Genomic DNA, 23,455 nt, shown 5'->3' with positions numbered 1-23,455 from the left:
ACCCGTTCTCTTACGCCATCCGGCGCCATCGTGGCGACCCGCGCAGGAAGAGAACGCGATGACGGACACGGTCAGAGACACGGAGATCACGGACGGGGAGGGCTACTCCCCCCGCCTCTACAACGAGGACCTCGCCCCGGCCACTGAGCGCAAGTGGGGCGCGTTCAGCATCTTCAACGTGTGGACCTCGGACGTACACAGTCTGTACGGCTACTTCCTCGCCGCCAGCCTGTTCCTGGTCGCCGGCAACACCTTCAAGTTCCTGATCGGCATCGGCGTCGGATCGCTGATCATCTACTACCTGATGACGCTGATCGGGAAGGCGGGCGTGCGCACGGGCGTCCCGTACCCCGTCCTGGCCCGCGCTTCCTTCGGCACGTTCGGCGCGAACGTTCCGGCACTGGTCAGGGCCGTGGTCGCCACGTTCTGGTACGGCGCCCAGACCAGCGCGGCGGCGGGCGCGATCGTGGCCTTCCTGATCCGCTACGACGGCCCGAAGAACCTGCACGAGACGAGCCGGCTGTTCGACCACACCGGGCTGGAGGTCATCTGCTACCTCGTCGTCTGGGCGGCCCAACTGCTGATCATCAGCAAGGGGATGGAGACGGTCCGCCGGTTCCAGGACTTCGCGGGTCCGGCGGTCTGGCTGATGATGCTGGTGCTGGCGGTGGGCCTGTCGGTGAAGGCGGGCACGCTGTCCCTCTCCATCGACATGCCGGCCAAGGACCTGGCGGCGCTGGCGAAGAACGCGACAGGGCTGGACGTGACGCCGGGGTCGTTCGCCGCGATAGCGGCCATCGCGGCGACCTGGGTGACGTACTTCGCCGCGCTGTTCCTGAACTTCGGTGACTTCGCCCGCTTCACCCCGGACGAGAAGACCCTGAAGAAGGGCAACGTCTGGGGTCTGCCGGTCAACCTGATCCTGTTCTCGCTGGTGGCGGCGCTGACAACTGCCTCAGCCAGCAAGGTGTACGGCGAGGTCATCCTCGAACCGGCGGAGATCTCGGCGAAGTTCGACAGCGCGTTCCTGGTCCTGCTCGCCGCCCTCACGTTCGCGGTCGCGACCCTCGGCATCAACGTCGTCGCCAACTTCGTCAGCCCGGCCTTCGACTTCGCCAACGTGGCCCCGAAGCACATCTCGTTCAAGCGGGGCGGCCTGATCGCGGCGGTCATCGCGCTGCTCCTCTATCCCCTCCACCCCTGGGACAACGCCCCGAGCTTCGTCAACGCCATCGGCTCGACCATGGGCCCGATCTTCGGCGTGGTGGTCGTCGACTACTACCTCATCCGCAAGGCCCAGTTGAACGTCCCCGACCTCTACAAGGAGGACGGCGAGTTCCGCTTCCAGGGCGGCTGGAACATCCGCGCCTTCGCGGCGGCGGCGGTCGGCGCGCTCTTCTCCAGCATCCTCCCGACGTACGGACCCTCGGGATACGGGGCCGCGCTGGGCCCGTACTCGTGGTTCATCGGGGTGCTGGTCGCCGGGACGATCTACTTCGGGGTGAGCGGCGGGAAGAGCCGGCTGGTGGGTTCGCGCTCGTCCGAGTGACGGTTCCGGATTCCGTTTCCGGGGCGCCGGTCACCTCTGGGACAGTCGCGCTGAGCGAGGGCGAAGGAGGCATGTCATGGCGACGGCGGAGTCGGGCGTAGGGCAGGCCTTCGAGTCGTTCAGCGCGGCTGCTCCTGAGGGGTGGCGCGTGGAACTCGTCGAGAGGGAGATCTGCGTGTCGCCGCCCGGGAACGGGGAGCACGCGGAGATCGTGTCGGAACTCGCCGGGCAGGTCATGGACCGCCGGAACGACCTGTCCCTGCGTCCCTGCACGGGCATCGGCCTGAAGATCCCCGAGGTCCTGGGTGTCCCCGGCGCGGGCCATGTCCTTCCGGATCTGACCGTCGCGCCCAAGAGCAGCTTCGCCAACGAGGACGTGTGGCAGAACCCCTCCGCCGTGCTCCTCGTCGCAGAGGTCGCCTCCGCCGGTACCGCCGAGCGCGACCGAAGGAAGAAGCCCTGTGGGTACGCCCGTGCGGGCATTCCCGTCTGTCTCCTGATCGACGGGGAGAAGGGTGAGGTGGTCGTGCACTTCGAGCCGTCGGACGACGCGTACGGTTGCAGCGCGAGGTACAAGTGGGGTCTTGACGTGCCGCTTCCCGAGCCCCTGGGGTTCGAGCTGGACGCGGCCGGATTCTGATCACGGGGGCGTCGGCCCCCGCCCCCGCGCCCTACCCGGCCTGCGCCAGTTCCTGGCTCAGTGGCCCGGCAGGGCGCGGCTCCGCTGCCCGTGCCGGGCCGGTGTTCGCCGCGATGATGAGTGTGGCGGCGGCGACGATCGCCGCGCAGATCGCTCTGGTGTGTGAGAGCACGGCAACCTCGCAACAACAGCGATAACAGCGATGTATTAAGCGCGTTTAATCCGTGGCTTAACGTAGAGGCTGACGGACCTCAACAGCAAGTAGGCACAGGGGAGTTGGGCGATGGCTGAGCGGGACGACCCGGAAGTCATCGGGCGCAGGGTGCAACGGCTGCGTATCGAGCAGGGGCTGACACAGCGGCAGCTGGCGGAGCCCGCCTACACCCCCGCCTACATCTCCACCCTGGAGGCGGGCCGTGTGCGTGCCTCCGACGAGGCACTGCGGCACATCGCCGAGCGGCTCGGGGTGGCGTACGAGGAGGTGGTGACCGGGCGGCCCGCCCACCTGGCCACCAACCTACGGCTGCGCCTCACCGACGCCCAGCGCACTCTGGCCACCGGCGAGACCGAGGCGGCGGCCAAGCGGTACGGGGAGCTGCGGGAGGAGGCCGCGCGGCTCGGGCTCCTCGCGGAGGAGGCCGCCGCGCTGCTCGGGCTCGGCGAGTGCGGGGTGGAGAACGGCGATCTCGCCGCCGCCCAGGAGCACTTCGAGCTCGCCGAGCGGTGTCTGGCCGACGAGCCCCTGACCGGCCGGGTCCCCGCCCTGCGCGGGCGGGCCGTCGCGCACTATCTCGCCGGTGAACTCCGTTACTCCGTATACCTTCTCGAGTCCACGATCGACGAGCTGAACCGTAGCGGGCTGCACGACCCGGACGCGCTTCTCCCCCTCTACGCCAGTTCCATCGCCCCCTACATGGACATGGGCGCCCACGCGCGGGCGGCCCAGGCGGCCGAACTCGCCCTCGCCCTCGCCCCGCAGGTGCGCGATCCCGCGCTGGTCGCCCGGATGCACCGGCAGGTGGCCCGGACGATGCTCGCCGAGGGACGGTACGCGGAGGCCGACGCCTCGCTGGCGAAGGCCGCCGAACTGTACCGGCAGCTGCAGATCCGTACCGAACTGGCCAACTGCCACTGGATGCGCGGCTACCTGTACGCCCAGCAGAACGAACTCGCCCTCGCCGAAGCCGAGTTGCGGGAGGCGCACGCCATGCTGTCCGCCAAGCGCGCCGCCCTCTACAGCAGCCAGGTCACGGTCGAACTGGCCGACGTACTGCACCGGCGCGGCAAGTCGGACGAGGCGTCGGCGCTGCTGCACGACGTGCTCGGGGATCTGTCCTCGGAGCGCGGTGCCGTCCACTCGGCCGCCGCCCACCGGCTGCTCGGCATCATCGCCGAGGACGCCCGCGACACGGACCGGGCGGAGGAGCACTACGTCCGCGCCCTCAGCGTCCTGGAGCGCGCGGGTGCCGCCGGAGACCTCGCCGACCTGTGCCGCCTGCTCGGCGATCTGCTGCGCCGGACGGGCCGGGTGGAGGCCGCGCTCGACGCGTACCGGACGGGGCTGGGGCATCGTACGGCCCCTGGGACCACCACGCTCGGTCCGGCGCCCGCACAGCCCCCTCTTTGACGAATCGGGGGCAGCGCACAGTACGCGCGCATAGCCTGCGGCCGGACCTGTGGACATGTGACCGGGACGGTACGAGCGCGTGGACAGTGAGCACGGCGGAAGGTACGGCGGAGAGTACGGCGCATACGGCGGTGGGGTGCGGAGCGTGGCCGACCGGCTGCGGGCCGCCGTACGCGCGTTCGTGTACGCCGTCGTCGGTGGCGTCGCGCTGATCGCCATCGCCACCGTCGCCTCCGTACTCGGCCCGACCCTCGCCCTGGACCTGTACACGCCCGCCGTGGCCGCCTGGTGGACGGTGTTCACGGCGGTCGTGGTGCAAGGGGTGCCGTTTCTGCTGCTGGGCACGGTGGTGTCGGCGGCGATCGGGGCGTTCGTACCGGAGAAGGTGTTCACCCGGCTGCTACCGCGCAGTCAGGCGCTCGCCGTCCCGATCGCGGGCGCGGCGGGGGTCGTCCTCCCCGGGTGCGAGTGTGCGTCCGTGCCGGTGGCGGGGAGCCTGATGCGGAGGGGAGTGGCCCCGGCCGCGGCGCTCGCGTTCCTGCTCTCCGCTCCCGCGATCAATCCCGTGGTGCTGGTGGCCACCTCCATCGCCTTCCCCGGCCAGCCGAACATGGTGCTCGGGCGGCTGATGGCCTCCCTGGCCACGGCGGTGGTCATGGGCTGGCTGTGGGCACGGTTCGGGCGGGAGGAGTGGCTGCGGAAGCCCACGTCGGCGAACGGACCGTCGTCGTCCTCGGCCTCCGGCTGGCGCGGGTTCCTGGCCGGGCTCCAGCACGACTTCCTGCACGCGGGCGGCTTCCTGGTGCTGGGGGCGGGGGCGGCGGCCACCTTCAACATCGTCGTACCGAGGTCGGTGCTCGACGTGTTCACCGGCTCGGCGTGGCTGTCCGTGCTGCTGCTCGCCGTACTGGCGGTCGTGCTGTGCGTGTGCAGCGAGGCGGACGCCTTCGTGGCCGCCTCGCTCAGCGGCTTCTCCCCCACGGCCCGGCTCGCCTTCATGGTGGTCGGCCCGATGGTCGACCTGAAGCTGATCGCCCTCCAGGCGGGCACCTTCGGCCGGTCCTTCGCCGTCCGCTTCTCGTCGGTGACGTGGGTGGTGGCGGTGACGAGCAGCGTGGCCGTCGGGTGGTGGCTGCTGTGAGGCGGGGGCGGTACGGGCCCGCTGTGCTGTTGCTGCTGACGGGCGGGGCGGTGTTGCGCATCGCGCTGTTCAGCGAGCTGTATCTGCGATACGTGCAGGTGGGGCTGCGGCCGTACCTGGTGGTGTCCGGGGTGGTACTGGTGCTGCTGGGGGTGGTGGCCGCCGTGGCGCGACGGGGCGAGGACGACCCCGATGACCATGGGAACGCCCCCGGTGAAAGTCATGGGTACGACCACGGTGACCGTCATGGGCATGGGCATGGGCCCCGGGTCGCCTGGCTGCTCACACTTCCCGCCCTCGCGCTGCTCCTCTTCCCGCCGCCCGCCCTGGGCTCGTACAGCGCGGACCGGGAGGCGGCTCAGCGGGCCGCGCAGGGCGTGGGTACGTTCCGCGCGCTGCCCGCCGGGAATCCGCTGGAGCTGACGGTCGGCGAGTTCAGCTCGCGCGCGGTCTTCGACAGCGGGCGGTCCCTCAAGGGCCGTACCGTCCGCCTGACCGGCTTCGTCACCCACGGGGACGACGGCGCCTGGTACGTCACCCGTCTCCTCGTCTCCTGCTGCGCGGCCGACGCATCGACGAGCAAAGTCGAGATACGCGACGCCGACGCCCCGGTCACCGACACCTGGGTCACCGTCACCGGAACCTGGGTGCCCAAGGGAAAGCCGGGCTCGGACGCGGCTTGGCCGCCGGTGCTGGACGCGGGGTCCGTGCGGAAGATCGCGGAGCCGTCGAATCCGTACGAGAAGAGGTGAAGCCGGCCCGGAACCGACCGCCGCCGGCTTCCGCCGACGGGAACTCGGCGGTGGTGAAAGGATTCCCCCGGTGCCGGACAGGTCGGGGCGTGGAATCCATGACGGAGAAGAGGGGCGCCCGGGATCAGCGGGCCCGTTTCGAGGCGTTGGCGCACATCGTGACGGCACCCCTGCACCGCTATCTGCTGCGGCGCGCCGAACCCGACCAGGTCGACGACGTCCTCGCGGAGACGCTGCTGGTGCTGTGGCGCCGTATCGAGGACGTACCGGGCCTGGACGTACCGGGCCTGGAGGCGCCGGAGCACGTCCCCGACCTCGACCCCGACGCCGTGCTGCCCTGGTGCTACGGCGTGGCCCGCGGCTGCCTCGCCAACGCCCGCCGCGCGGACCGCCGTAGACGCTCGCTCCTGGAACGCCTGACGTGGACGGCGGCGGGCGCGGCGCGGGAGACGGGGGACGCCGACCACACCGCCCTGCACGCGGCGCTCGCCCAACTCCGCGCGCTGGACCGGGAAGTGGTCTTGCTGTGGGCGTACGAGGAACTGACCCCGAGCCGGATCGCCGAGGTGACCGGCCTGAGCGCGAACGCCGTGAGTATCCGGCTGCACCGGGCGAAGAAGAGACTGGCGGCCCAGCTGGAACGAAAGACCGGCCCGAACCCCGGACATGAGACAGACGAAGGACAAGGAACCGGTACCGGAAACGGAAACGGAAGGAGCAGTCGATGAACGACGACGAGTTGCTGGCCCACCTGAAGGCCACGGACCCGGCACTGACCTCGAAGGCTCCGCGACCCGACGTCACCCGTCTTGTGGAGGCCACGATGAACACGCAGACAGCGACAACCACAACCCCGCCCCCGGCCAAAGCCACTCAGGACGCACGGCCGCGCCGCCGCCTCGTACCTGCACTGGCCTTCGCAGCGCTGCTGCTGGTGGGAGGCGGTGTCAGCTGGGGTGTCGCTCAGGGCGGAGAGGACACGGCGGACAAGGCGGGGGCAGGTGCGGCGGGAGTCGGTAGCGTGCCCCAGCTTCAGCCCCTGACCCTGATGCTCCCGGACGGCGACCCGGCGGCGGCGAAGTGCGCGGCACCCACGCCCGACCTCCTGCGCGGCCACGAACTCGCCTTCGAGGGCACGGTGACGGCCGAAAACGGCGGACGCGTGGTCCTCAAAGTCGACCACTGGTATCGCAAGGACGCCAACCTGGCCAACCCTTCCCACGAAGTCCGCCTCAGCAACGACTATGCGTCCTCGGAGGCCCCTGACTTCGAGATCGGCGCCCACTACCTCGTCACCGCGGACGGCGGCATCGTCCCGATGTGTGGCGGCACGACCGAGGCCACGGACGAGGGAAGGGCCATGTTCGAGGAGGCCTTCGGGGCTCCGAAGAAGTAGCGAACAGGGGGTTTCTTCCGACCATTTGGGGCCAATGGTCACTGACCGACGCTAGGGTTCCCTTGATGCGCAGGGTGTGGTGCGTGTCACACGTCACTACGGTGCATCTGGGGGGCCTCGTGCACGAGATGGTCAAGGGCGCCAACGTCGGTCTGGCCGCGTTGAGCGAAGATGTCGGCTCAGTGATGGTCAGACTGGGCTGGAGCAGTCCGACGGGGGAGGGCGACGCGGACGTCTCCGTCCTGCTGCTGACCGCCGACGGCAAGGTCCGCAGCGACGGGGACTTCTACTTCTACAACAACCCCGTCGCCGCCGACGGCAGCGTGCAGTTGCTGGGCAAGGCGCCCACTGCCGACGGCGACGAGGACCGCATCACCTTCGATCTGACGGCGATCGCGGACGACGCCGAGCGGATCGTCGTCGCCGCGAGCCGTTACGAGGGCGCCCGCTTCTCCGACCTGCACGGCCTGTGCCTGACGCTGGCCGACGGCGCCGGCGAGAGCCTGCTGCGTTTCGCCATCGACGACCCCGGTGAGGTGGGCGCGCTGCTCTTCGGCGAGCTCTACCGGCGCGGCGGGGACTGGAAGTTCCGGGCGATCGGCCAGGGATACGAGTCCGGACTCGCGGGCCTGGCAACGGACTTCGGCGTCGACATCGACGACGACGCGGAGGCCGAAACGGAGGCCGAGGCGGCGGAGAAACAGGAAGTGGAGGAAGTGCAGGGAGTGCAGGCGGTGCCCGTGCCGCAGGAGCAGGCCGCGCCCCTGCCCGCCATCCCCACGCAGCCGACGAGCGAGCGCCAGGTGGAGCCGGTGCGGCCCGTACCGCCGGACCAGCCGGTGGCCAAGGTCGCGCCCCGGCCCCGTACTGCGAAGAAGAAGGTCACGCTGCCCAAGGTGGCCAGGAAGTCCCTTGCCGAGAACGACGCCTGGCGGGTGGCGCGACTCTTCCCCGCCGCCGCTCTCAAGAGCGACCGTGAGCGCGAGACCCGGGCGACCTCCGTTCTGCTCGCGGTGATGACCCAAGTCCCGGAGTTCGGACGGCGGTTGACGGCAGCGTTCGGTGCGCCGGCCGGCCGGATGGAGACGTTCACGGAGGTCACGCTGCCCAACGGCGACACCCCGCGCCGCCCCGACGGCGTGATCCGCGTCGAGCGGGCCGGCAAGTTGTGGACGGCGCTCGTCGAGACGAAGACGAACGGCAACTCCCTCAAGCCGGACCAGGTGCAGGCATACGCAGACATCGCGGCCCGGCGCGGCTACGAGGCCGTCATCACCCTGTCCAACGACGTCGAACTCGACGGCAGCCCGCTGGTCGAGGTCAAGGCGGACGGCCGGCGCAAGCACAAGGTCGCCCTCTGGCACCTCTCCTGGGCCGAAGTCGCCCACCAGGCCCAGATGTTGATCCGTCACGAGGGCGTCGGCAACGCGGCCCACGCCTGGCTCCTCCAGGAACTGTTGCACTACCTCCAGCACGAGAACTCCGGCTGCCACGGCTTCCAGAACATGGGCCCCGCCTGGGTCCCCGTCCGTAACGGCATCGACGACGAGACCCTGTGCCAGGGCGACTCGCGCGCGGTCGACGTCGTCGAGAGCTGGGAGCGACTGGTCCGCCAGGTGTGCCTGCGGCTGGGCGGCGAACTCGGCCAGAAGGCACTGCCCGTGCAGCGCGCGAAACGCGGAAGCGATCCACGCACCCGCCGTGCCACCCTGGCCGACCAACTGTGCGCGGACGGACGGCTGGAGGCCGAACTCCGTATCGACGGCACTCCCGGCATCCTCGCCCTCTGCGCGGACCTGCGGACCGGCAAACTGCGTACGTCCATCGAGATCCCGGTACCCGAACAGGGCTACCCGCTCACTTGGACCAAGCGACTCGTCCGCCAACTCGCCGACGCCCCAGCCGACTTGCACGTCGAGGCGCTGCTCGCCGGTCAGGTACCCGGTCCGCGCGGCACCCTGGAACGCCTCCGCCCGGAACCGGCCGACCTGCTGCCCAAGGACGGCACGCCGATCACCGGCTTCCGGCTGTCTCTCTTCCGGAGCATGGGCAACACCCGCGGCAACGCCGAGTCCGGTTTCATCCGCAGCGTCGACGAGTCCGTCGACCGCTTCCACGCCCATGTCGTCGTCCACCTGGAGCGCCGGACGTCGTCGTCCCGTACACGGGAGACGGCCGCCGCGGGCTGACACCCGACCCACCGCACCGATCGCGGCGCCCTGCCGGAGTGGAGGTCGCCGCGATGTTCGTATGCGTATGGGACAAGGGAGTTGAGGTGTCTCAGTGCTTCGTGGCGCTGCGGTACGTCGAGATGCCCAGGGCCAGCAGCCAGTAGCCAGTAGCTGAGGATCGCGCCATCGAGGCGGTCGTGCCCCAGCCGTTCGCCGCGTAGAAGTCGGCCGGGGTGTTGCCGAAGAACAGGGATGGTACGAAGGCCAGGTTGACGCCGGCCAGGACGTAGGCCGAGCGGGCGGTCCAGCGCGGGAGGAGGTTCGTGCGGGCGATCGTGAAGCCGGTCGCCGCCAGGAACATGGCGAGCAGGAGGCGGCTGATCGAGCCGTAGAGGATGTAGGTGCCGTTCACGTCGATCGTCGGGTCGATCGAGTGGTCGGTGGCGATCACCGCGCGGCCTCCAGGCCCATGGAGACCAGGGTGATCGTCGCGTAGACGAGGCCCGTCGAAAAGGCCAGCGAGGCCGCCCACTCGTACGCCGGGTTCACCCGTTTCACGAGTTCACGGAAGCTCGTCACGAAGACGATCAGGAACGCCAGCGCGATGATCCCGACCAGGAGGCGGGCCAGGACGTTCGCGTCCGGGGGTGGGCCCGGGTAGACGAAGTACAGGGGGACTTCGACGGTCAGGGCGACCGCGGCGGCGATGGCCGCGGCGCCGGTCAGGCGGCGGCCGGTCGCCTCGCTCATTCCGGTCGGGGTCGGCGAGCCGGCCGCCTTGCCTGTGTCGGTGGTGTCAGGTACACCACCTGCCCTATGCGCAGGTGGAGGAGACACCCACCCACGGGCGCAGGGCCGCCGGGCTGCTCGGTCGCCCGGTCGTTCAGTACAGGTCCTGGTCCGTTTCCTGCTCCTGCTCCCGGGGCTGAGGCTGGGGTTGGACCGGGCCCCGCGTCGGACTCTGGCTCTGGTCCTGCACCGGGGTCTGGGGCAGGGGTGCGGTCTCCTTCCTGGTCTGTTTCAGGCGCTCGGCGCCGACCTGGACCGCGTGGACGGTGTACTCCGTGCGGGGCTCGGTCAGGCCGCCGTTGGTGAGGACGATCGCGTCGTCGCCGACCCGTACGGCGGCGAGATCCAGGGTGAGCGTCGCCGGGGCGCCGTCCAGTTCGCCGCGCGTCGACAGCCGCAGGCCCTGCCTCGCGTCCCCCACCTGCGGCAGTCCGACCTCCGTGACCCGCACCTCCTGGCGGGCGCCGCGTGGTCCGACCGCCGTGAAGCGGGCGCATTTCCGCGGCATCGTCTTCAGCCAGGCGAGCCGCTCGTCCACGTCGGCGCGGTGGGCGGCGATGACCTGGTAGCGGAGCTGCCCGCCCTCGTCGTAGTCGTCGAAGCCGACGACGGCACGGGCGCCGGACGGTTCGCCCACCAGTTCCTCCGTGTACGCGGCGTCGAGGAGGCGTCCGCAGTCGGCGTTGTCCGTCGTCGCCTTGAGCAGCCCGTCCCGCCAGATCGCGGCGCCCTCGGTGGGGGCCCACGGCGCCCCGAGGTCGGCGTCGGTGAGGAGGGCGCCCTGGGCCTGGGTGTCGGTGAGGGCGGGCTGGGCGGTCGGGGAGGCGGAGGCCCGCTGGGCGGCGGGGACCGGGGCGGTGGGGGAGGCGACCGGTCTGGCCTGCCGGCGTTCCATGGCGGCCCCGGCGCGGTCCTCGTCGTGCATGCACGCGGCCATCGTCAGCAGGGTGCCCATCCCGAGGGCCGAGGCGAGCAGGCGTACCGCACGGGGAGAGGGCCGACGGGTCATCAAGGGAGTTCCTCCAGAGGTGCCGGTACGTCAGATCTCCCCTCGACGGGACCATCACGCGCCCGGTCCCACCAGCGGGCCGGGCCGTACGGGTGAGCACCGGAGGGCGTGGGAGTCTGTGCAGCCGGGAAAGGAGCCCTCACCGTGACGACTGTGGAACCCACCGCCCACGCCCACCCCGACGCCAGTCCAGCTCACCCCGTGCCCGTCATCATCGACTGCGACACCGGTATCGACGACGCCCTGGCCCTGCTGTTCGCCGTACGCCATCCGGGGATCGACCTCCGCGCGGTGACCTGTGTCGCCGGGAACACGGACGTCGACCAGGTCGTACGCAACACCCTCACCGTCCTCGACCAGGCCGGCGCCCCCGAGCTGCCCGTCGCGCGTGGGGCCGAGCGGCCGTTGATCGAGCCCGCGCGGCCCGCCGCCCATGTGCACGGGCGGGACGGCATGGGCGACATCGGCCTGTCGGCGCCCACCGACCGGATGCCCGTCGACGTGGACGCGGTGACCCTGCTGCGCCGCGAGATCCTCGGCTCGCCCCGCCCGGTCACGCTCGTCCCTATCGCGCCGCTCACCAACATCGCCCTGCTGCTGCGTACGTACCCCGAGGTGACCCGCAACATCGAGCGGATCGTCTTCATGGGCGGCGCGGTGGAGATCGGGAACGCCACGCCCGTCGCCGAGTTCAACGTGTGGCACGACCCGGAGGCCGCCGCGATCCTGCTCAGCGCCGGGGTGCCGATCACGATGTACGGACTGGACGTCTTCCGGCGCGTCGTCGTGCCGTGGGCCGATGTCCAGCGGCTGAGCGCGAGCGCGGAACCGGGTGCGCGTCTCGCCGGTCGGCTGCTGGCCCACCGCGACCCGGCCGCCACCGGCGACCCCACGCCCACCGGCAGCCTCGGCGACGCGGGGGCAGTCTGCGCGGTCGCCGACCCGGCGGGGCTGACCACCAGCCTGCTGCCGGTCGAGGTCTCCCTGACCCCTGGCCCGACCCGGGGCCAGACGGTCGTGGACCGCAGGCCGCGCCCCGGCGAGTCCGAGATCCACCACGGCACGCGGGAAAAGCCGCTGGTGGACGTCGCGTTGGACGTCGGCGTGGAGCGGTACGTGAAGCTGTACCTGGGGACGGTCGAGAAGCGGTAGCGCGATAGCGCGCCAGGACCAGGGGTTCGGAAACGACGTCCGCCCCGGTACCGCTCGCGAGGAGCGGTACCGGGGCGGACGTGCTCAAGCGTTACCGCGCGGGGTCACGAACCGGCGCGAGCCGCCTTGCGTCGCTTGGTCGCCAGCACGATCGCCGCGCCGCCGATCAGCAGCGCCGCGGCGCCGCCCGCGATCGGGCCGGTGGCGCTGCCGCCGCCGGTCTCGGCCAGCGGGGGCTGGCTGCTGACCGGGCTCGCAGGGGTGGCCGGCGGGGTGGACTCCGGGGACGACTCGGACGGCGTCGGGGTCGACGGCGTCTCGGAGGCGGGCGGGGTCGTCTCGGGCGCGGGCTCGGAGGGAGTCGGCGTACCCGGGGTCTCCTCGGCCGGCGGCGTCGGGGTCGGAGTCGGGGTGCCCGGGGTCTCCTCGGCCGGCGGAGGCGTGAGCGTGCAGTCCTTCGTACCGCCGTTCCAGGCGGCGATCAGCTTGTCCTTGATGACCGGACGGTCCGGGCCCTTGGGCAGGTCGCCGTGCTCGAAGCCGTCGTTGGCGTCGAAGTCGCCGTCGAACTTGACCTTGCCCCGGTAGAGGTCGATCTGCGCGAAGCAGCCCGCGTCCGGCACCGCGATGTCGAGCGAGTCGGTCTGACCCTGCCGAACCGTGACGGTGTCGAAGTCGACGAAGACCTGAAGGCCGGAGGTGCCGAAGGTGGCGCCGTGGGCGATGTAGGAGGCGAGGGACGCGGTGCAGGTGCTGGCGTCACCGGCGGTGCGGACCTGGATGTGGACCTTGCCGTCGTCGGTGGGCTTGAGGTTCTGGTCGTCGACGCGGACCGAGTCGAAGAAGTTCTGCCCGTCGAGGGAGAACTGGCAGCGGTCGGTCTCGGTCTTCGTGCCCGCGCCGGCGCCGGGCTTGTAGCCGCCGGTCTTGGAACCCCAGCCGTCACCGCCGGGCGTGCCGGTGGCCCAGGCGCCCGAGGCGGAGGCCGCGCAGAGGGCGATCGTGGCGGCGCCCGTCCCCAGGAGGTGCAGCGCGTTGACACGTCTCAGTATGGACATGCGGATCCCATCTTGGCGTGTGCGAGAACCCGGGTACGGCGGGAGGGCAGCGCGGTGCGGCCGGGCCGTGCCGAGGGAGTCTGGTGTGCGGAACGCCGGGCTCATCTGTCATATGCGCCACAGCGTTTGCACATCGTGAATCGTGCGGACCGGAGTGTCAACTTGCGGGAATGAAAAGAATGTTCGCGGTTCATCACCATTCCGGCACACAAGGAAGGGTGTGTTCCGGGGGCGCGGGGGTTCACGGTCCCGGCGAAGTGGACAGAGTTGGGCTTGTCGCCGGAGAAGTGCCACAGCTAGGAGACATCGAGTGTCCGAACCCATGCCTGACCGCCGGTCGCAGCCGTACGCGCAGTCGCCGGACCTCTCCTCCCGGGACCCCGACTGGTGGCGCCAGGCCGTCTTCTACCAGGTGTATCCGCGCAGCTTCGCCGACGCCGACGGCGACGGACTGGGCGACCTGAGGGGCATCACCCGGCGCCTGACGCATCTGAGCACACTGGGCGTGGACGCCCTCTGGCTCAGCCCCTTCTACCCCTCCGAACTGGCCGACGGAGGCTACGACGTCGCCGACTACCGTGACGTCGACGCCCGCCTCGGTTCCCTCGAGGACTTCGACGCCATGGTCGCCGAGGCACACCGGCTTGCCCTCAAGGTCATGGTCGACATCGTCCCCAACCACACCTCGCGCCGGCACGTGTGGTTCGAGGAGGCGCTGCGCTCGGCCCCCGGCTCCCCGGCCCGCGACCGCTACGTCTTCCGCGACGGGCGGGGTGAGCACGGCGAACTGCCCCCCACCGACTGGCAGTCGGTGTTCGGGGGCAGCGCCTGGAAGCGGGTGGAGGCGGACCAGGCGCCCGACGGCCAGTGGTATCTGCACCTCTTCACGCCCGAACAGCCCGACCTCAACTGGGCCAACGAGGAGGTCCGCGCCGACTTCCGCACCACGCTCCGCTTCTGGTCCGACCGGGGCGTGGACGGCTTCCGTATCGACGTCGCCCACGCCCTGGCGAAGGACCTCGACGTGCCGCTGCGTGACCTGGGCGCTCCCGAACTGAGCGGCGCGGAGGCACTGACCGCCCTCCCACCCGGAACGCACCCCTTCTTCGACCGCGACGAGGTCCACGAGGTCTACCGCGACTGGCGCAAGATCTTCGACGCCTACACCCCGCCCCGGATGGCGGTCGCCGAGGCCTGGGTCCCGGGCGCCCGCCGCGCCCTGTACGCCCGCCCGGACGAACTCGGCCAGGCCTTCAACTTCGAGTACCTGCAAGCTGGTTGGGACGCGGAGCAACTGCGTCGGGTCATCACCGACTCCCTCGCCACGGCCCACTCGGCGGGCGCCTCGGCGACCTGGGTCCTCTCCAACCACGACGTCGTACGCCACGCCTCCCGCCTGACACTCCCGCCGGGCACCGACCTGAACGCCTGGCTCCTGTCGGACGGCACCGCCCCGCCGGTCGACGAGACGGCCGGCCTGCGCCGGGCCCGGGCGGCCACGCTCCTGATGCTGGCGCTGCCGGGTTCGGCGTACGTCTACCAGGGCGAGGAACTGGGCCTCCCGGAGGTGGCCGACCTGCCCGCCGCGGCCCTCCAGGACCCGATCTGGGAACAGTCGGCGCACACCAGCAAGGGCCGTGACGGCTGCCGGGTGCCGCTGCCGTGGACGACGACCGGCCCGTCGTACGGCTTCGGCGCGGGCGGTGCCTGGCTGCCGCAGCCGCCGGGATTCGCGTCGTACGCCGTCGAGGCACAGGACGGGGTCGAGGGCTCGACCCTGGAGCTGTACCGCACGGCCCTCGCCCTGCGCCGCCGTCTGCTGGACGGCGAGGACCTGACCTGGGCGGCGGAATCCGCCCCCGGTGTCCTCGACCTCACCCGCACGGACACCTGGCGCTGCGTGACGAACCTGACGGCCGGGCCGGTCGAACTGCCGCCCGGGGAAGTCCTGTTGAGCAGCGCACCGCTGGAGGAGGACGGCCGCCTGGGCCCGGACACGACGGCCTGGCTCGGAAACTGAGGCCATGAGTGCGGGAGTCACCCCGCCGTAGGACCGGTCGGGCTCGCGGAGGGGCTGAAGGCGTTGTCCGGTGGCGCAGTGAGGACGACCGTCGGTGCGCCCGGCACGGGGACCGGCGGGGTGACCTCGGAGGCGGGCAGTTTCGGCGGGGTGGTCTCCTGGAAGAGCACGGTGTCGAAATTGACGAGCCCGGTCTTCTCCATGACCGAGATGTGGTCCAGGACGGTGGTGTTGGCCTGGTCGGCGAGGGCGCGTACGAGCGTGTTCCTGGTGGTCGACCGGATCTTGGCGACGGTGTTGAAGATCGACCCGTGGGTGATGCGCAGGATGTTGGCGAAGTCGCTGTCGAACCGCGTCCCCCTGCTGTCCGAGGTCAGCGTGGAGACGAACCCCTGCTGCTGCGGACTGGGCAGGTTGGGAAGGGTGACCCCGAGCTGCGGAGCGATCCGCCGCACGGTCGCGTCCAGCGCCGCGTGTCCGGCGACGAGATGCCGCCCGGCGGTGACGACGGCCGGCGAGGTCCCCTTCGCGATCGCCATCTGCCCGACCGGGTACTCCCAGAGGCCGGCCGCCCGCACCTTCACCACGAAGTCGCGGTCGGCCTCCGTCAACGGCCCGGCGGAGGTCTGCGCGACGATTCGCGAGGGCGAACTGGAAACGTTCTGGACACCGAGCACGGCGGGATAGGCGAGCGCGGCCAGGGTCAGGCCCAGCGCGCCACCCACGAAAAGGGTGCCGGTCGAGCTCCGGGTGAAACGCACCATGCCTCCTGACGCGACGGGGAGTCGTCGAGGAGGGATACGGAGACGGGTGGTGGCCGCAGCCTTTCGTCTCCGTAAGGCCTCCGTAAAAGGTGCGCCATGAACCTTCGGCGGCACCCCGACGGCGGCGTTGCCGCGACGACCGGGCGGTGAACACCGCCTGCACGTTCGTCGCGGGCGCCGCCCCGGAGGCACGGCTGCGGCGGACGGTGTCATGAACTGAGCAAGATGCCGGATGCCGGATGCCGGGTCCCGCACCCGAAGGGCCGTGGAGCGGGGGAAGAGCGTGGAGATGCTCGCCCGATCGGCGTCCTCGTGCTGGTCGTCGGAGGATGCGTCTGTGTCGTGTGGGCGTCGCGAGGCGGGCCGCGCTGGGTGCGCGGGGTGGCCCGCGTGACGCTGACGGCCGGCGAGGCGCTGCGCAGGTCGTCCCGCTCCGACCGGAACTCGGGCGGACAGCAGAGTTCCTCGGGCGACGGTTCGTGAAGCCCGAGGAGATCCAAGAGCTGCGGTACCCGGCGCCTTCGCCGCACGGGTGACCGACGGCCCTGCTCGAAGATCGGGACGCCGCTGAGGGGCTGCGGCCGGGGTGCCTGACGGCTGCGGCTGCCCTGGCCGGCCGCGAGGACGTCCCCACGGCTTGGGACCGCGTTGAGCTGCGGAGACTATTCCCGCCGGACGTGTGACATTGCCGCTGCTCCCCGTCGGCACGTTGTGTGCTAGCGTGGTTTTCAGTTGCAGTTGTGGTTCCCAAAGATTTCGGTGTTCTTCTCCGGTCGGGGCAATCATTGCGGCGACGCGGGGTCCGCACGGTGCGGGCCCCCGAGCATGCCCCAAGGAGATTTAACATGGCCACCGGTACCGTGAAGTGGTTCAACGCGGAAAAGGGCTTCGGCTTCATCGAGCAGGACGGCGGCGGCGCCGACGTTTTCGCTCACTACTCGAACATCGCCACGCAGGGCTTCCGTGAGCTCCACGAGGGCCAGAAGGTGACGTTCGACGTCACGCAGGGTCAGAAGGGCCCCCAGGCGGAGAACATTCTCCCCGCCTGATCCGCGTGATCCTGGCGATCCACTAGTGGATCGACACACGTGATTGTGGCCGGGTCCCGCACCTAGGGGTGCGGGCCCCGGCTCACAGTTTTTTAGGGGCGGTTTCGCGCCGGACTCCGGTCGCCCGTCGCCGTCCCTGGTTCTCAGGGGGGTCATCCCCTTCACCGCTCGTTTCCTTTCGGCCCGTCCCCACGGCCTTTTTGTCCTGTGTGCCGCCGCTGTCGCGGCGGACGCTGAGCGCTGCCGTGATTCTGTCGACGTGCCGCATTGAGGAAGGTTCTGCATGAACCGGTCGTTCGCCGACCTGGGCCTGCCGCCCTCGCTGCTGGCCTCCCTCACCGTCGAGGGCATCACCGTTCCTTTCCCGATCCAGGCAGCCACGCTGCCGGACACCCTCGCGGGCCGCGACGTCATGGGCCGTGGTCAGACCGGCTCGGGCAAGACCCTGGCCTTCGGCCTGGCCATGCTGGCCCGCATCGCCGGACAGACCGCCGAGGCGGGACGCCCGCTCGCACTCGTCCTCGTACCGACCCGTGAGCTCGCCCAGCAGGTCGTGGACGCGCTCACCCCGCACGCCCGCGCCATGAGCGTGCGGATGACCACCATCGTCGGCGGGCTGCCCATCGCCCGTCAGGCCCGTGCGCTGGGCGCCGGCACCGAGGTCGTCATCGCGACGCCCGGTCGGCTCCGCGACCTCGTCGACCGCCGCGACTGCCGCCTCGACCGGGTCTCCGTCACCGTCCTCGACGAGGCCGACCAGATGGTCGACATGGGCTTCCTGCCGCAGGTCACGCATCTGCTCGACCAGGTGCCGCGCAAGGGGCAGCGCATGCTGTTCTCCGCCACGCTCGACGCGGACGTCGGCCGGCTCGCCCGCCGCTACCTGCACGAGCCGGTGGTGCACCAGACCGACCCGCACGCCGGCGCCGTCACGACGATGGAGCACCACGTGCTCTACGTCGACGACGTCGACAAGAAGACGGTCGCCACCGAGATCGCCGCCCGCGACGGACGCGTGCTGATGTTCCTCGACACCCGGCGCAGCGTCGACCGTCTCACCAAGCACCTGCTGAAGAGCGGCGTCCGTGCGGGAGCGCTGCACGGCGGTCGTTCCCAGCCCCAACGGACGCGCACGCTCGCCCAGTTCAAGACCGGCGAGGTCACCGTGCTGGTCGCGTCCGACGTCGCCGCCCGAGGCATCCACATCGACGACCTCGACCTGGTCGTCAACGTGGACCCGCCCGGCGGCGCCAAGGACTACCTCCACCGCGGCGGCCGTACGGCCCGTGCCGGAGCCTCCGGCAGCGTGGTCACCCTGGTCCTGCCCGAGCAGCGCCGCGAGATGCGGAGCCTGACCCGGGCGGCGGGCGTCGACCCGAACACGGCCAAGGTCTCCCCCGGCGCCGCCGAACTGACCCGCATCACCGGAGCCCGTACGCCGTCCGGCATACCCGTGGTCATCCCGGCCCCGGCCCCGACCCCGCCGTCCGCCCCGAAGGGCGACGGCTCCGGCCGGTCCAGATCCTCCCGGTCCCGGTCCGGTTCGGGCTCGGGTTCCGGTTCGGGTTCGCGCTCCCGCCGCGGGTCCGCCGAGGGCGGTGCGGCCACGGCGCGCACCGCGGGTGGCGGCGCCGCGGGCAAGACCCGTGCGACGGGCGGCGGCACTGCCAAGAAGGCGTCGCGTCCGACCGGTGGCGGTGCCAAGCCGCCGCGTGTGTCGGGCGGTAACCCGTCGCCCCGTACGGAGCAGGATCCCACCGGCGAGCCACGCAGCCGTCGGCGCAGGGCGCCCCGCAACCGGCGCCCGGGTTCCGACGCACGTCAGGCCGGCTGACCCCAGCCCCAAGCCCCGGCGTCGTACCGGCGCCACCCGGCCGGTCGGTTCAGGCCGACCGGCGCCACGCATCACCTGGCCCAGAACGACTGACGGGCCCCAGCACCACTGACCCCCGGACCCTTCTCTGACCTGCGGAGGCACCATGCGTTGTGTGATCGCCCGATTCCCGTTCGACCTGATCATGAGCGAGGTCACGCACAAGATGGACGGGGTAGCTCCCGAGCCCATCACCAGTGCGGCCGTCGGCATCGGTGGCGTGGAGTACCCCGTCAAGCAGGTCGGCGCGGTCATCACCCGCCTCGACCGGCGGGACTTCACCGAGAAGGAGATGATCGCCGCGCTGACTCGGCTCGGCTTCACGTGCCGTCCGGCCGCGGCGGCTGCGCCGGCCCGTCCGGCGGTCATCGACCCGTGGGCCGAGATGCAGTAGCACTCCGTTTGGGGCCGGGTCCGTCTGGCGGTGCGGTGCTTTTCTGGCTGCGGGTGGGGGGGGTGCGCACCGTTCCCCGCGCCCCTTGAACGGTTGGTTTGTTGGCTGCGGGTGCGTCGTGGTTGCTCGCGCAGTTCCCCGCGCCCCCAAAGAACCGGGCGCGGGTGAACCGTCCGGATTTATGAGTTGACCGGTACTCCCGTGACCGTCGCGGCCAGTGGGTAGGCGCCCGTTTTGAGGGGGGTGCCTACCTTCCCCGTTGACGTTGTCACCGGTACCAGGGTGCCGGCGTCGGCTGTGGTGATGTAGGCCGTGGTGCCGTTCCAGTCGAGGGTGATGTCGAAGGCGGAGCGGCCGACGGTGACCGGGGTGCCCGGGGCGCCGGTCACCGTGTCGAGCGGGGTGATCGTGTCACCGTTGCTCGCGCTGACCCAGAGGGTGCGGCCGTCGGGGGAGACGGCGAGGCCGTACGCCTGACCGGTGACCAGGTAGGTCGGGCGGGTGTCGTTCGTGGCGGTGTCGATGGGAGTGATCGTCGAGCCGCCGGAGTTGGACACGTACACCGTCCGCCCGTCGGGAGCCGCGACCACGTTGAACGGGTTCGGTCCGACGGCGATCGGTGAGCCTGCGCTGCCTGTTGTCAGGTCCACCGGGCTCACCGTGCTGTCGTGGATGTTCGCCACGTACAGGGTGGTGCCGTCCGGGGTGATCGCCATGTTCTCCGGGCCGTCGCCCACCGCGATCTGCGCTCCGGCCGTGCCGGTGGCCAGGTCGATCGGCTGGATCGCGTCGTCGGAGTAGTCCGCGACCCAGAGCGTGCGGCCGTCGGGGGTGAGGGCGAGGCCCGCCGGAACGTCCCCGACCGCCACGGTCGCCGTGACCTTCGCCGAGGCGACGTCGATGACGCTCACCGTGTCCGAACCCTGGTTCGCCGCATAGGCGGTACGGCCGTCCGGGCTGACCACGACCTCACCCGGGTTCTTTCCCACCGGGATCTCCGTCGACGTGCCCGTGGCCAGGTCGACCGAACTGACCGACGCGCCACTGAAGTTGGCGGTCAGGGCTCGGGTGCTTCCGCCGACTCCGGTGATCTGTACGGGGATCGCTCGGCTCACCAGGTGATCGTCGCCATCTCCGGTGACGGCCACGGATCTTGTGCCCGCCGCCGACCCGCTCGCCGCCGTGAAGGTCAGGGTCGCCGTCACCTCTCCGCCTGCCGGGACGGTGACGGTGCCGGACGACGGGGTGACCGTCAGGCCGTCAACCTCCTTGATTCTCCAGGTTGTCGTGGTGGCGGTGGTGGAGCGGTTGTCGGCGATGGTGAGGGTGGACGTCGCGCTGCCGCCGGGGGGCAGGGACAGGGACGTCGGGGTGAAGGAGGCGTCCGGGCCCGGGTCGGGGGCCGCTCGCAGGGTCGCGTCGAAGAGGAAGCGGTCCAGTACGCCCGGGGCGATCTGCTGGGGCACCGAGTCCAGGTGCTTGCGCTGCGACTGGAGTCGGGCGTAGAGGGTCGCGACCGCGTCCGGGGCACCGTTCGTCTGCGCGAGCATCAGCTGTACGGCGGTGGTGCCTGCCTCGCCGTATGCGCCCAGCTTGTCGAGCCACGGTGACGTCTCGGTCAGGAAGGGCGGGTTGGGGAGGTTCGCGCGGAGGTCGGCGGGGGCTGCGGCCATCGCCGTGAAGTAGGTGGTGAGGGCGCGGGCCGCCCTGCCCAGGTCCTCGCCGCCCTCGTACGCCGTCGTGAACGCCTTGAGGAGCGGGGTCAGGGCCGGGGACTCGGTGGCGTCCAGGAGGGAGGAGTAGTTGTTCTCCGCGAAGATCTGGAGAGAGGCTCTCGTGGAGCTCGGCGCGATCGCCGCGAAGTCCTTCACCGAGGCCAGGAACGCCGTCCGGGGGTCGTACGCCTTCGGGTTCCAGGCGTAGGACGCCGAGGTGAACAGGGCGAGTCTGCTGGCCTCCGCCTGGACCATCGGGTTGGCGGTGATGCCCGTGACCTGGGTGGGCACGCCTGCCTCGCGGCCCGTGTAGGGGCCCAGGAGGAGGCGGCTGGTGGTGTAGTCGTTCACCGGGTAGTTGTCCCAGATGAGGATCGGGTGACCGAACAACTCCTTTGCCTGTCGCGCCTGTTCGGTGCTGATCGTCGGGGCGATGACTCCGACGCCGGTCCACTCGACGACCACCGAGGGGTGCAGCAGCTCGCGCAGCGCCGTCTTGTACGGGGAGTCGGCGAGGTCGGAGTACTCGGTCGGGACCATCTCCAGCGGGGTCACGTCGTCGTGCGCGTCGACGAAGTCCTTGACGACGGAGTTGAGGAGGGCCGACTGCGCGGTGCCGGCCGCGCCGCCTCCGGTGCCGAACTTCCGCTCGTCGGCAGGGCAGTTCCACGCGGTGTAGCTGATGTCGTCCAGCGGTACGGCGAACGAGCGCACGCCGATCGCGTAGGGGGGTGAGGGCGGCGGGGGGTATCGGCCTGCCCGCGGTGACGGTACGGATGGTGCGGGCGCCGGCGTCGCGCAGGACGCGTTCGACGAGGGTCCGGGCGGCGGGGTCGGTGGCGTGGCCGATGACCTCGACGACCTGCTTCGGGACCTGGTGGGTGCCGTGGCCGGGTCTCACCTGCTGGGGGGTCGGCCAGATGTGGGGGAGGGGGGCGGCGGCGGTGGCGGAACGAGTCGTCGCCGCTGCCGCGGGGGCCGGGGCGGTGCCCAGCAGACAGAGCGCCAGTGCGGCCAGGACACCGCTCGCTGACTTCAGTGCCGGTGTCACGGCCGGCTCCGGTTCAATATTTTATCCATCGTGCGAAATATTGGTGGATGGAATCACCCGCTGGCAAGACCCCGCCCACGTGCTTCACCGGTTGCTTAACTGGCCTCATGACCGACACCGACAGCAAGAGCAGCCCCGCCCTCACCGTGGCCGTCCTCGGCACCGGCATCATGGGCGCCGCCATGGCCCGTAACCTCGCCCGGTCCGGGCATGCCGTCCGGGTGTGGAACCGGACCCGCGCCAAGGCCGAGCCGCTGGCCGCCGAGACCGGCGTCCAGGTTTCCGGCACGCCCGCCGACGCCGTACGGGACGCGGATGTCGTCCTGACGATGCTGTACGACGGTGCTGCCGTCCGGGAGGTCGTGCGCGAGGCCGCGCCCGCGCTCCGTCGGGGGGCCGCGTGGGTGCAGTCGACAACTGCCGGGGTGGACGCCATCGGTGAACTCGGTTCACTGGCCGGGGAGTTGGGGCTGGTCTTCTTCGACGCGCCCGTGCTGGGGACCCGGCAGCCCGCCGAGGCCGGGCAGTTGCTCGTGCTCGCCGCCGGGCCCTCGGAACACCGGGCGGACGTCGCGCCCGTCTTCGACGCGGTGGGCGCCCGTACGGTGTGGACCGGGGAGGACGGGAGCGAGGGGAGTGCCACGCGGCTCAAGCTGGTCGCCAACAGTTGGGTGCTCGCCGCCACCAGCGCGACCGGTGAGGTGCTGGCCCTGGCCCAGGCGCTCGGCGTCGACCCGCAGAGCTTCTTCGACGCGATCGCCGGCGGTCCGCTCGACATGGGCTACCTGCGGGCCAAGGCGGGTCTGATCCTGGACGGCGGACTGACTCCGGCGAGTTTCGCGGTGTCCACGGCGGCGAAGGACGCCAGGTTGATCGTCGAGGCGGGCGAGCGGCACGGCGTACGGCTGGACGTGGCCGCCGCGAGCGCCGAGCGGTTCCGGCGGGCCGCTGAGCAGGGGCACGGGGACGAGGACATGGCCGCCGCCTATTTCGCGTCCTTCGCGGAGAAGTAGGCGAGCCTCCTGGCCTCTGCACCGGCAGGTGGACGCGTTGTCCGCAGGGTGACTCTGGCGCGACACGGTGGGCAGGCGGCGGCGATCCGACTCGGGCTGCCGCCGCAGGAGTTGGACACCGATGCCTTGTCCGAGGAGGCCGCGGCGGCGGAGTCGGCGGAGCTGGCATGGCTGGTGACGGCGGCCCTGCCGGCCGCTGCCCCGGTGGCCGAGGGGGATCCGCCCGGCTCCGCGCGGGACGCGACGAGCCACACGGTCGCGGTGGTGGACGGCGCCGGTACGACCGTCCTCG

The 23,455-nt window shown here is 71.1% G+C and carries 22 protein-coding genes and 1 pseudogene; 16 read left to right on the top strand and 7 right to left on the bottom strand.

Annotated features, from left to right (window positions below):
- The first annotated feature begins 58 nt into the window (after positions 1-58).
- The gene (locus IEY89_RS23185; protein WP_189149398.1) at positions 59-1,549 is read left to right on the top strand and encodes an NCS1 family nucleobase:cation symporter-1; all 1,491 of its coding nucleotides are present in this window, start codon (positions 59-61) and stop codon (positions 1,547-1,549) included.
- Between the two features lie 76 nt (positions 1,550-1,625).
- Positions 1,626-2,189, top strand: coding sequence for a Uma2 family endonuclease (locus IEY89_RS23180; RefSeq protein ID WP_189149397.1), 564 nt, complete (start codon positions 1,626-1,628; stop codon positions 2,187-2,189).
- Positions 2,190-2,220: 31 nt separating this feature from the next.
- Here IEY89_RS23180 and IEY89_RS23175 read toward each other — a convergent pair whose 3' ends face one another.
- The gene (locus tag IEY89_RS23175; protein WP_189149396.1) at positions 2,221-2,361 is read right to left on the bottom strand and encodes a hypothetical protein; all 141 of its coding nucleotides are present in this window, start codon (positions 2,359-2,361) and stop codon (positions 2,221-2,223) included.
- 111 nt (positions 2,362-2,472) lie between these two features.
- Between IEY89_RS23175 and IEY89_RS23170 the strand changes: the two genes are divergently transcribed.
- From IEY89_RS23170 to IEY89_RS23145, 6 genes are all read left to right on the top strand, one after another.
- Positions 2,473-3,816, top strand: a complete 1,344-nt coding sequence (locus IEY89_RS23170) for a helix-turn-helix domain-containing protein (RefSeq protein ID WP_189149395.1) — start codon at positions 2,473-2,475, stop codon at positions 3,814-3,816.
- Positions 3,817-3,961: 145 nt separating this feature from the next.
- Positions 3,962-4,957: a permease gene (locus tag IEY89_RS23165; RefSeq protein WP_189149510.1), complete on the top strand. Its 996-nt coding sequence runs from the start codon at positions 3,962-3,964 to the stop codon at positions 4,955-4,957.
- Positions 4,945-5,709: a TIGR03943 family putative permease subunit gene (locus IEY89_RS23160; protein WP_425579460.1), complete on the top strand. Its 765-nt coding sequence runs from the start codon at positions 4,945-4,947 to the stop codon at positions 5,707-5,709. Before IEY89_RS23165 ends, IEY89_RS23160 begins: the two co-directional genes overlap by 13 nt.
- Positions 5,710-5,807: 98 nt before the next feature.
- Positions 5,808-6,437, top strand: a complete 630-nt coding sequence (locus IEY89_RS23155) for an RNA polymerase sigma factor (protein ID WP_229695380.1) — start codon at positions 5,808-5,810, stop codon at positions 6,435-6,437.
- On the top strand, positions 6,434-7,105 hold the full coding sequence (locus IEY89_RS23150; RefSeq protein ID WP_189149392.1) for a hypothetical protein: 672 nt from the start codon (positions 6,434-6,436) through the stop codon (positions 7,103-7,105). Before IEY89_RS23155 ends, IEY89_RS23150 begins: the two co-directional genes overlap by 4 nt.
- 128 nt (positions 7,106-7,233) lie before the next feature.
- Complete coding sequence (locus IEY89_RS23145) at positions 7,234-9,294, top strand: TerD family protein (RefSeq protein WP_189149509.1); 2,061 nt, start codon at positions 7,234-7,236, stop codon at positions 9,292-9,294.
- A gap of 91 nt (positions 9,295-9,385) precedes the next feature.
- Here the strand turns inward: IEY89_RS23145 and IEY89_RS41970 are convergent, their stop codons facing one another.
- The 3 genes from IEY89_RS41970 to IEY89_RS23135 all read right to left on the bottom strand — a co-directional run bounded on the left by IEY89_RS41970 (position 9,386) and on the right by IEY89_RS23135 (position 11,074).
- The gene (locus tag IEY89_RS41970; RefSeq protein WP_373287281.1) at positions 9,386-9,727 is read right to left on the bottom strand and encodes a hypothetical protein; all 342 of its coding nucleotides are present in this window, start codon (positions 9,725-9,727) and stop codon (positions 9,386-9,388) included.
- On the bottom strand, positions 9,724-10,026 hold the full coding sequence (locus tag IEY89_RS41965; RefSeq protein ID WP_373287280.1) for a hypothetical protein: 303 nt from the start codon (positions 10,024-10,026) through the stop codon (positions 9,724-9,726). Before IEY89_RS41965 ends, IEY89_RS41970 begins: the two co-directional genes overlap by 4 nt.
- Positions 10,027-10,159: 133 nt before the next feature.
- The gene (locus tag IEY89_RS23135) at positions 10,160-11,074 is read right to left on the bottom strand and encodes a hypothetical protein (protein ID WP_189149391.1); all 915 of its coding nucleotides are present in this window, start codon (positions 11,072-11,074) and stop codon (positions 10,160-10,162) included.
- A gap of 144 nt (positions 11,075-11,218) precedes the next feature.
- Here IEY89_RS23135 and IEY89_RS23130 point away from each other — a divergent pair, with 144 nt between their 5' ends.
- A complete protein-coding gene (locus IEY89_RS23130) occupies positions 11,219-12,226 on the top strand; it encodes a nucleoside hydrolase (protein ID WP_229695379.1) in 1,008 nt (335 codons plus the stop codon).
- A 104-nt stretch (positions 12,227-12,330) separates the two neighbouring features.
- Here IEY89_RS23130 and IEY89_RS23125 read toward each other — a convergent pair whose 3' ends face one another.
- Positions 12,331-13,284, bottom strand: a complete 954-nt coding sequence (locus tag IEY89_RS23125) for an LAETG motif-containing sortase-dependent surface protein (protein WP_189149390.1) — start codon at positions 13,282-13,284, stop codon at positions 12,331-12,333.
- Between the two features lie 322 nt (positions 13,285-13,606).
- Here IEY89_RS23125 and IEY89_RS23120 point away from each other — a divergent pair, with 322 nt between their 5' ends.
- A complete protein-coding gene (locus IEY89_RS23120; protein ID WP_189149507.1) occupies positions 13,607-15,304 on the top strand; it encodes a glycoside hydrolase family 13 protein in 1,698 nt (565 codons plus the stop codon).
- A 17-nt stretch (positions 15,305-15,321) separates the two neighbouring features.
- Here the strand turns inward: IEY89_RS23120 and IEY89_RS23115 are convergent, their stop codons facing one another.
- Positions 15,322-16,068: a DUF4142 domain-containing protein gene (locus tag IEY89_RS23115; protein WP_373287279.1), complete on the bottom strand. Its 747-nt coding sequence runs from the start codon at positions 16,066-16,068 to the stop codon at positions 15,322-15,324.
- A 342-nt stretch (positions 16,069-16,410) separates the two neighbouring features.
- Here IEY89_RS23115 and IEY89_RS23110 point away from each other — a divergent pair, with 342 nt between their 5' ends.
- The 4 genes from IEY89_RS23110 (at position 16,411) to IEY89_RS23095 (ending at position 19,384) form a co-directional block, all read left to right on the top strand.
- Positions 16,411-16,551, top strand: coding sequence for a hypothetical protein (locus IEY89_RS23110; RefSeq protein ID WP_373287278.1), 141 nt, complete (start codon positions 16,411-16,413; stop codon positions 16,549-16,551).
- Between the two features lie 362 nt (positions 16,552-16,913).
- On the top strand, positions 16,914-17,117 hold the full coding sequence (locus IEY89_RS23105; protein WP_006373337.1) for a cold-shock protein: 204 nt from the start codon (positions 16,914-16,916) through the stop codon (positions 17,115-17,117).
- 283 nt (positions 17,118-17,400) lie between these two features.
- Positions 17,401-18,951, top strand: coding sequence for a DEAD/DEAH box helicase (locus tag IEY89_RS23100; protein WP_189149389.1), 1,551 nt, complete (start codon positions 17,401-17,403; stop codon positions 18,949-18,951).
- Positions 18,952-19,096: 145 nt separating this feature from the next.
- Entirely contained in the window at positions 19,097-19,384 is a 288-nt protein-coding gene (locus tag IEY89_RS23095) for an SCO5918 family protein (RefSeq protein ID WP_189149388.1), read from the top strand.
- A 179-nt stretch (positions 19,385-19,563) separates the two neighbouring features.
- Here IEY89_RS23095 and IEY89_RS23090 read toward each other — a convergent pair whose 3' ends face one another.
- A complete protein-coding gene (locus tag IEY89_RS23090) occupies positions 19,564-21,813 on the bottom strand; it encodes a beta-N-acetylglucosaminidase domain-containing protein (protein ID WP_229695378.1) in 2,250 nt (749 codons plus the stop codon).
- A 444-nt stretch (positions 21,814-22,257) separates the two neighbouring features.
- On the opposite strand from IEY89_RS23090, the gene IEY89_RS23085 reads away from it, so the two are divergent.
- Together IEY89_RS23085 and IEY89_RS41960 are read left to right on the top strand one after the other, a co-directional pair.
- A complete protein-coding gene (locus IEY89_RS23085) occupies positions 22,258-23,163 on the top strand; it encodes an NAD(P)-dependent oxidoreductase (RefSeq protein ID WP_189149387.1) in 906 nt (301 codons plus the stop codon).
- A gap of 48 nt (positions 23,164-23,211) precedes the next feature.
- Positions 23,212-23,451: pseudogene (locus tag IEY89_RS41960) on the top strand (protealysin inhibitor emfourin); the annotation flags it as partial.
- Positions 23,452-23,455: the final 4 nt, after the last annotated feature.

The organism is Streptomyces lacrimifluminis, assembly GCF_014646095.1.
Classification (GTDB): Bacteria; Actinomycetota; Actinomycetes; order Streptomycetales; family Streptomycetaceae; genus Streptomyces; species Streptomyces lacrimifluminis.
This window is presented reverse-complemented; position numbering and strand designations above follow the sequence as displayed.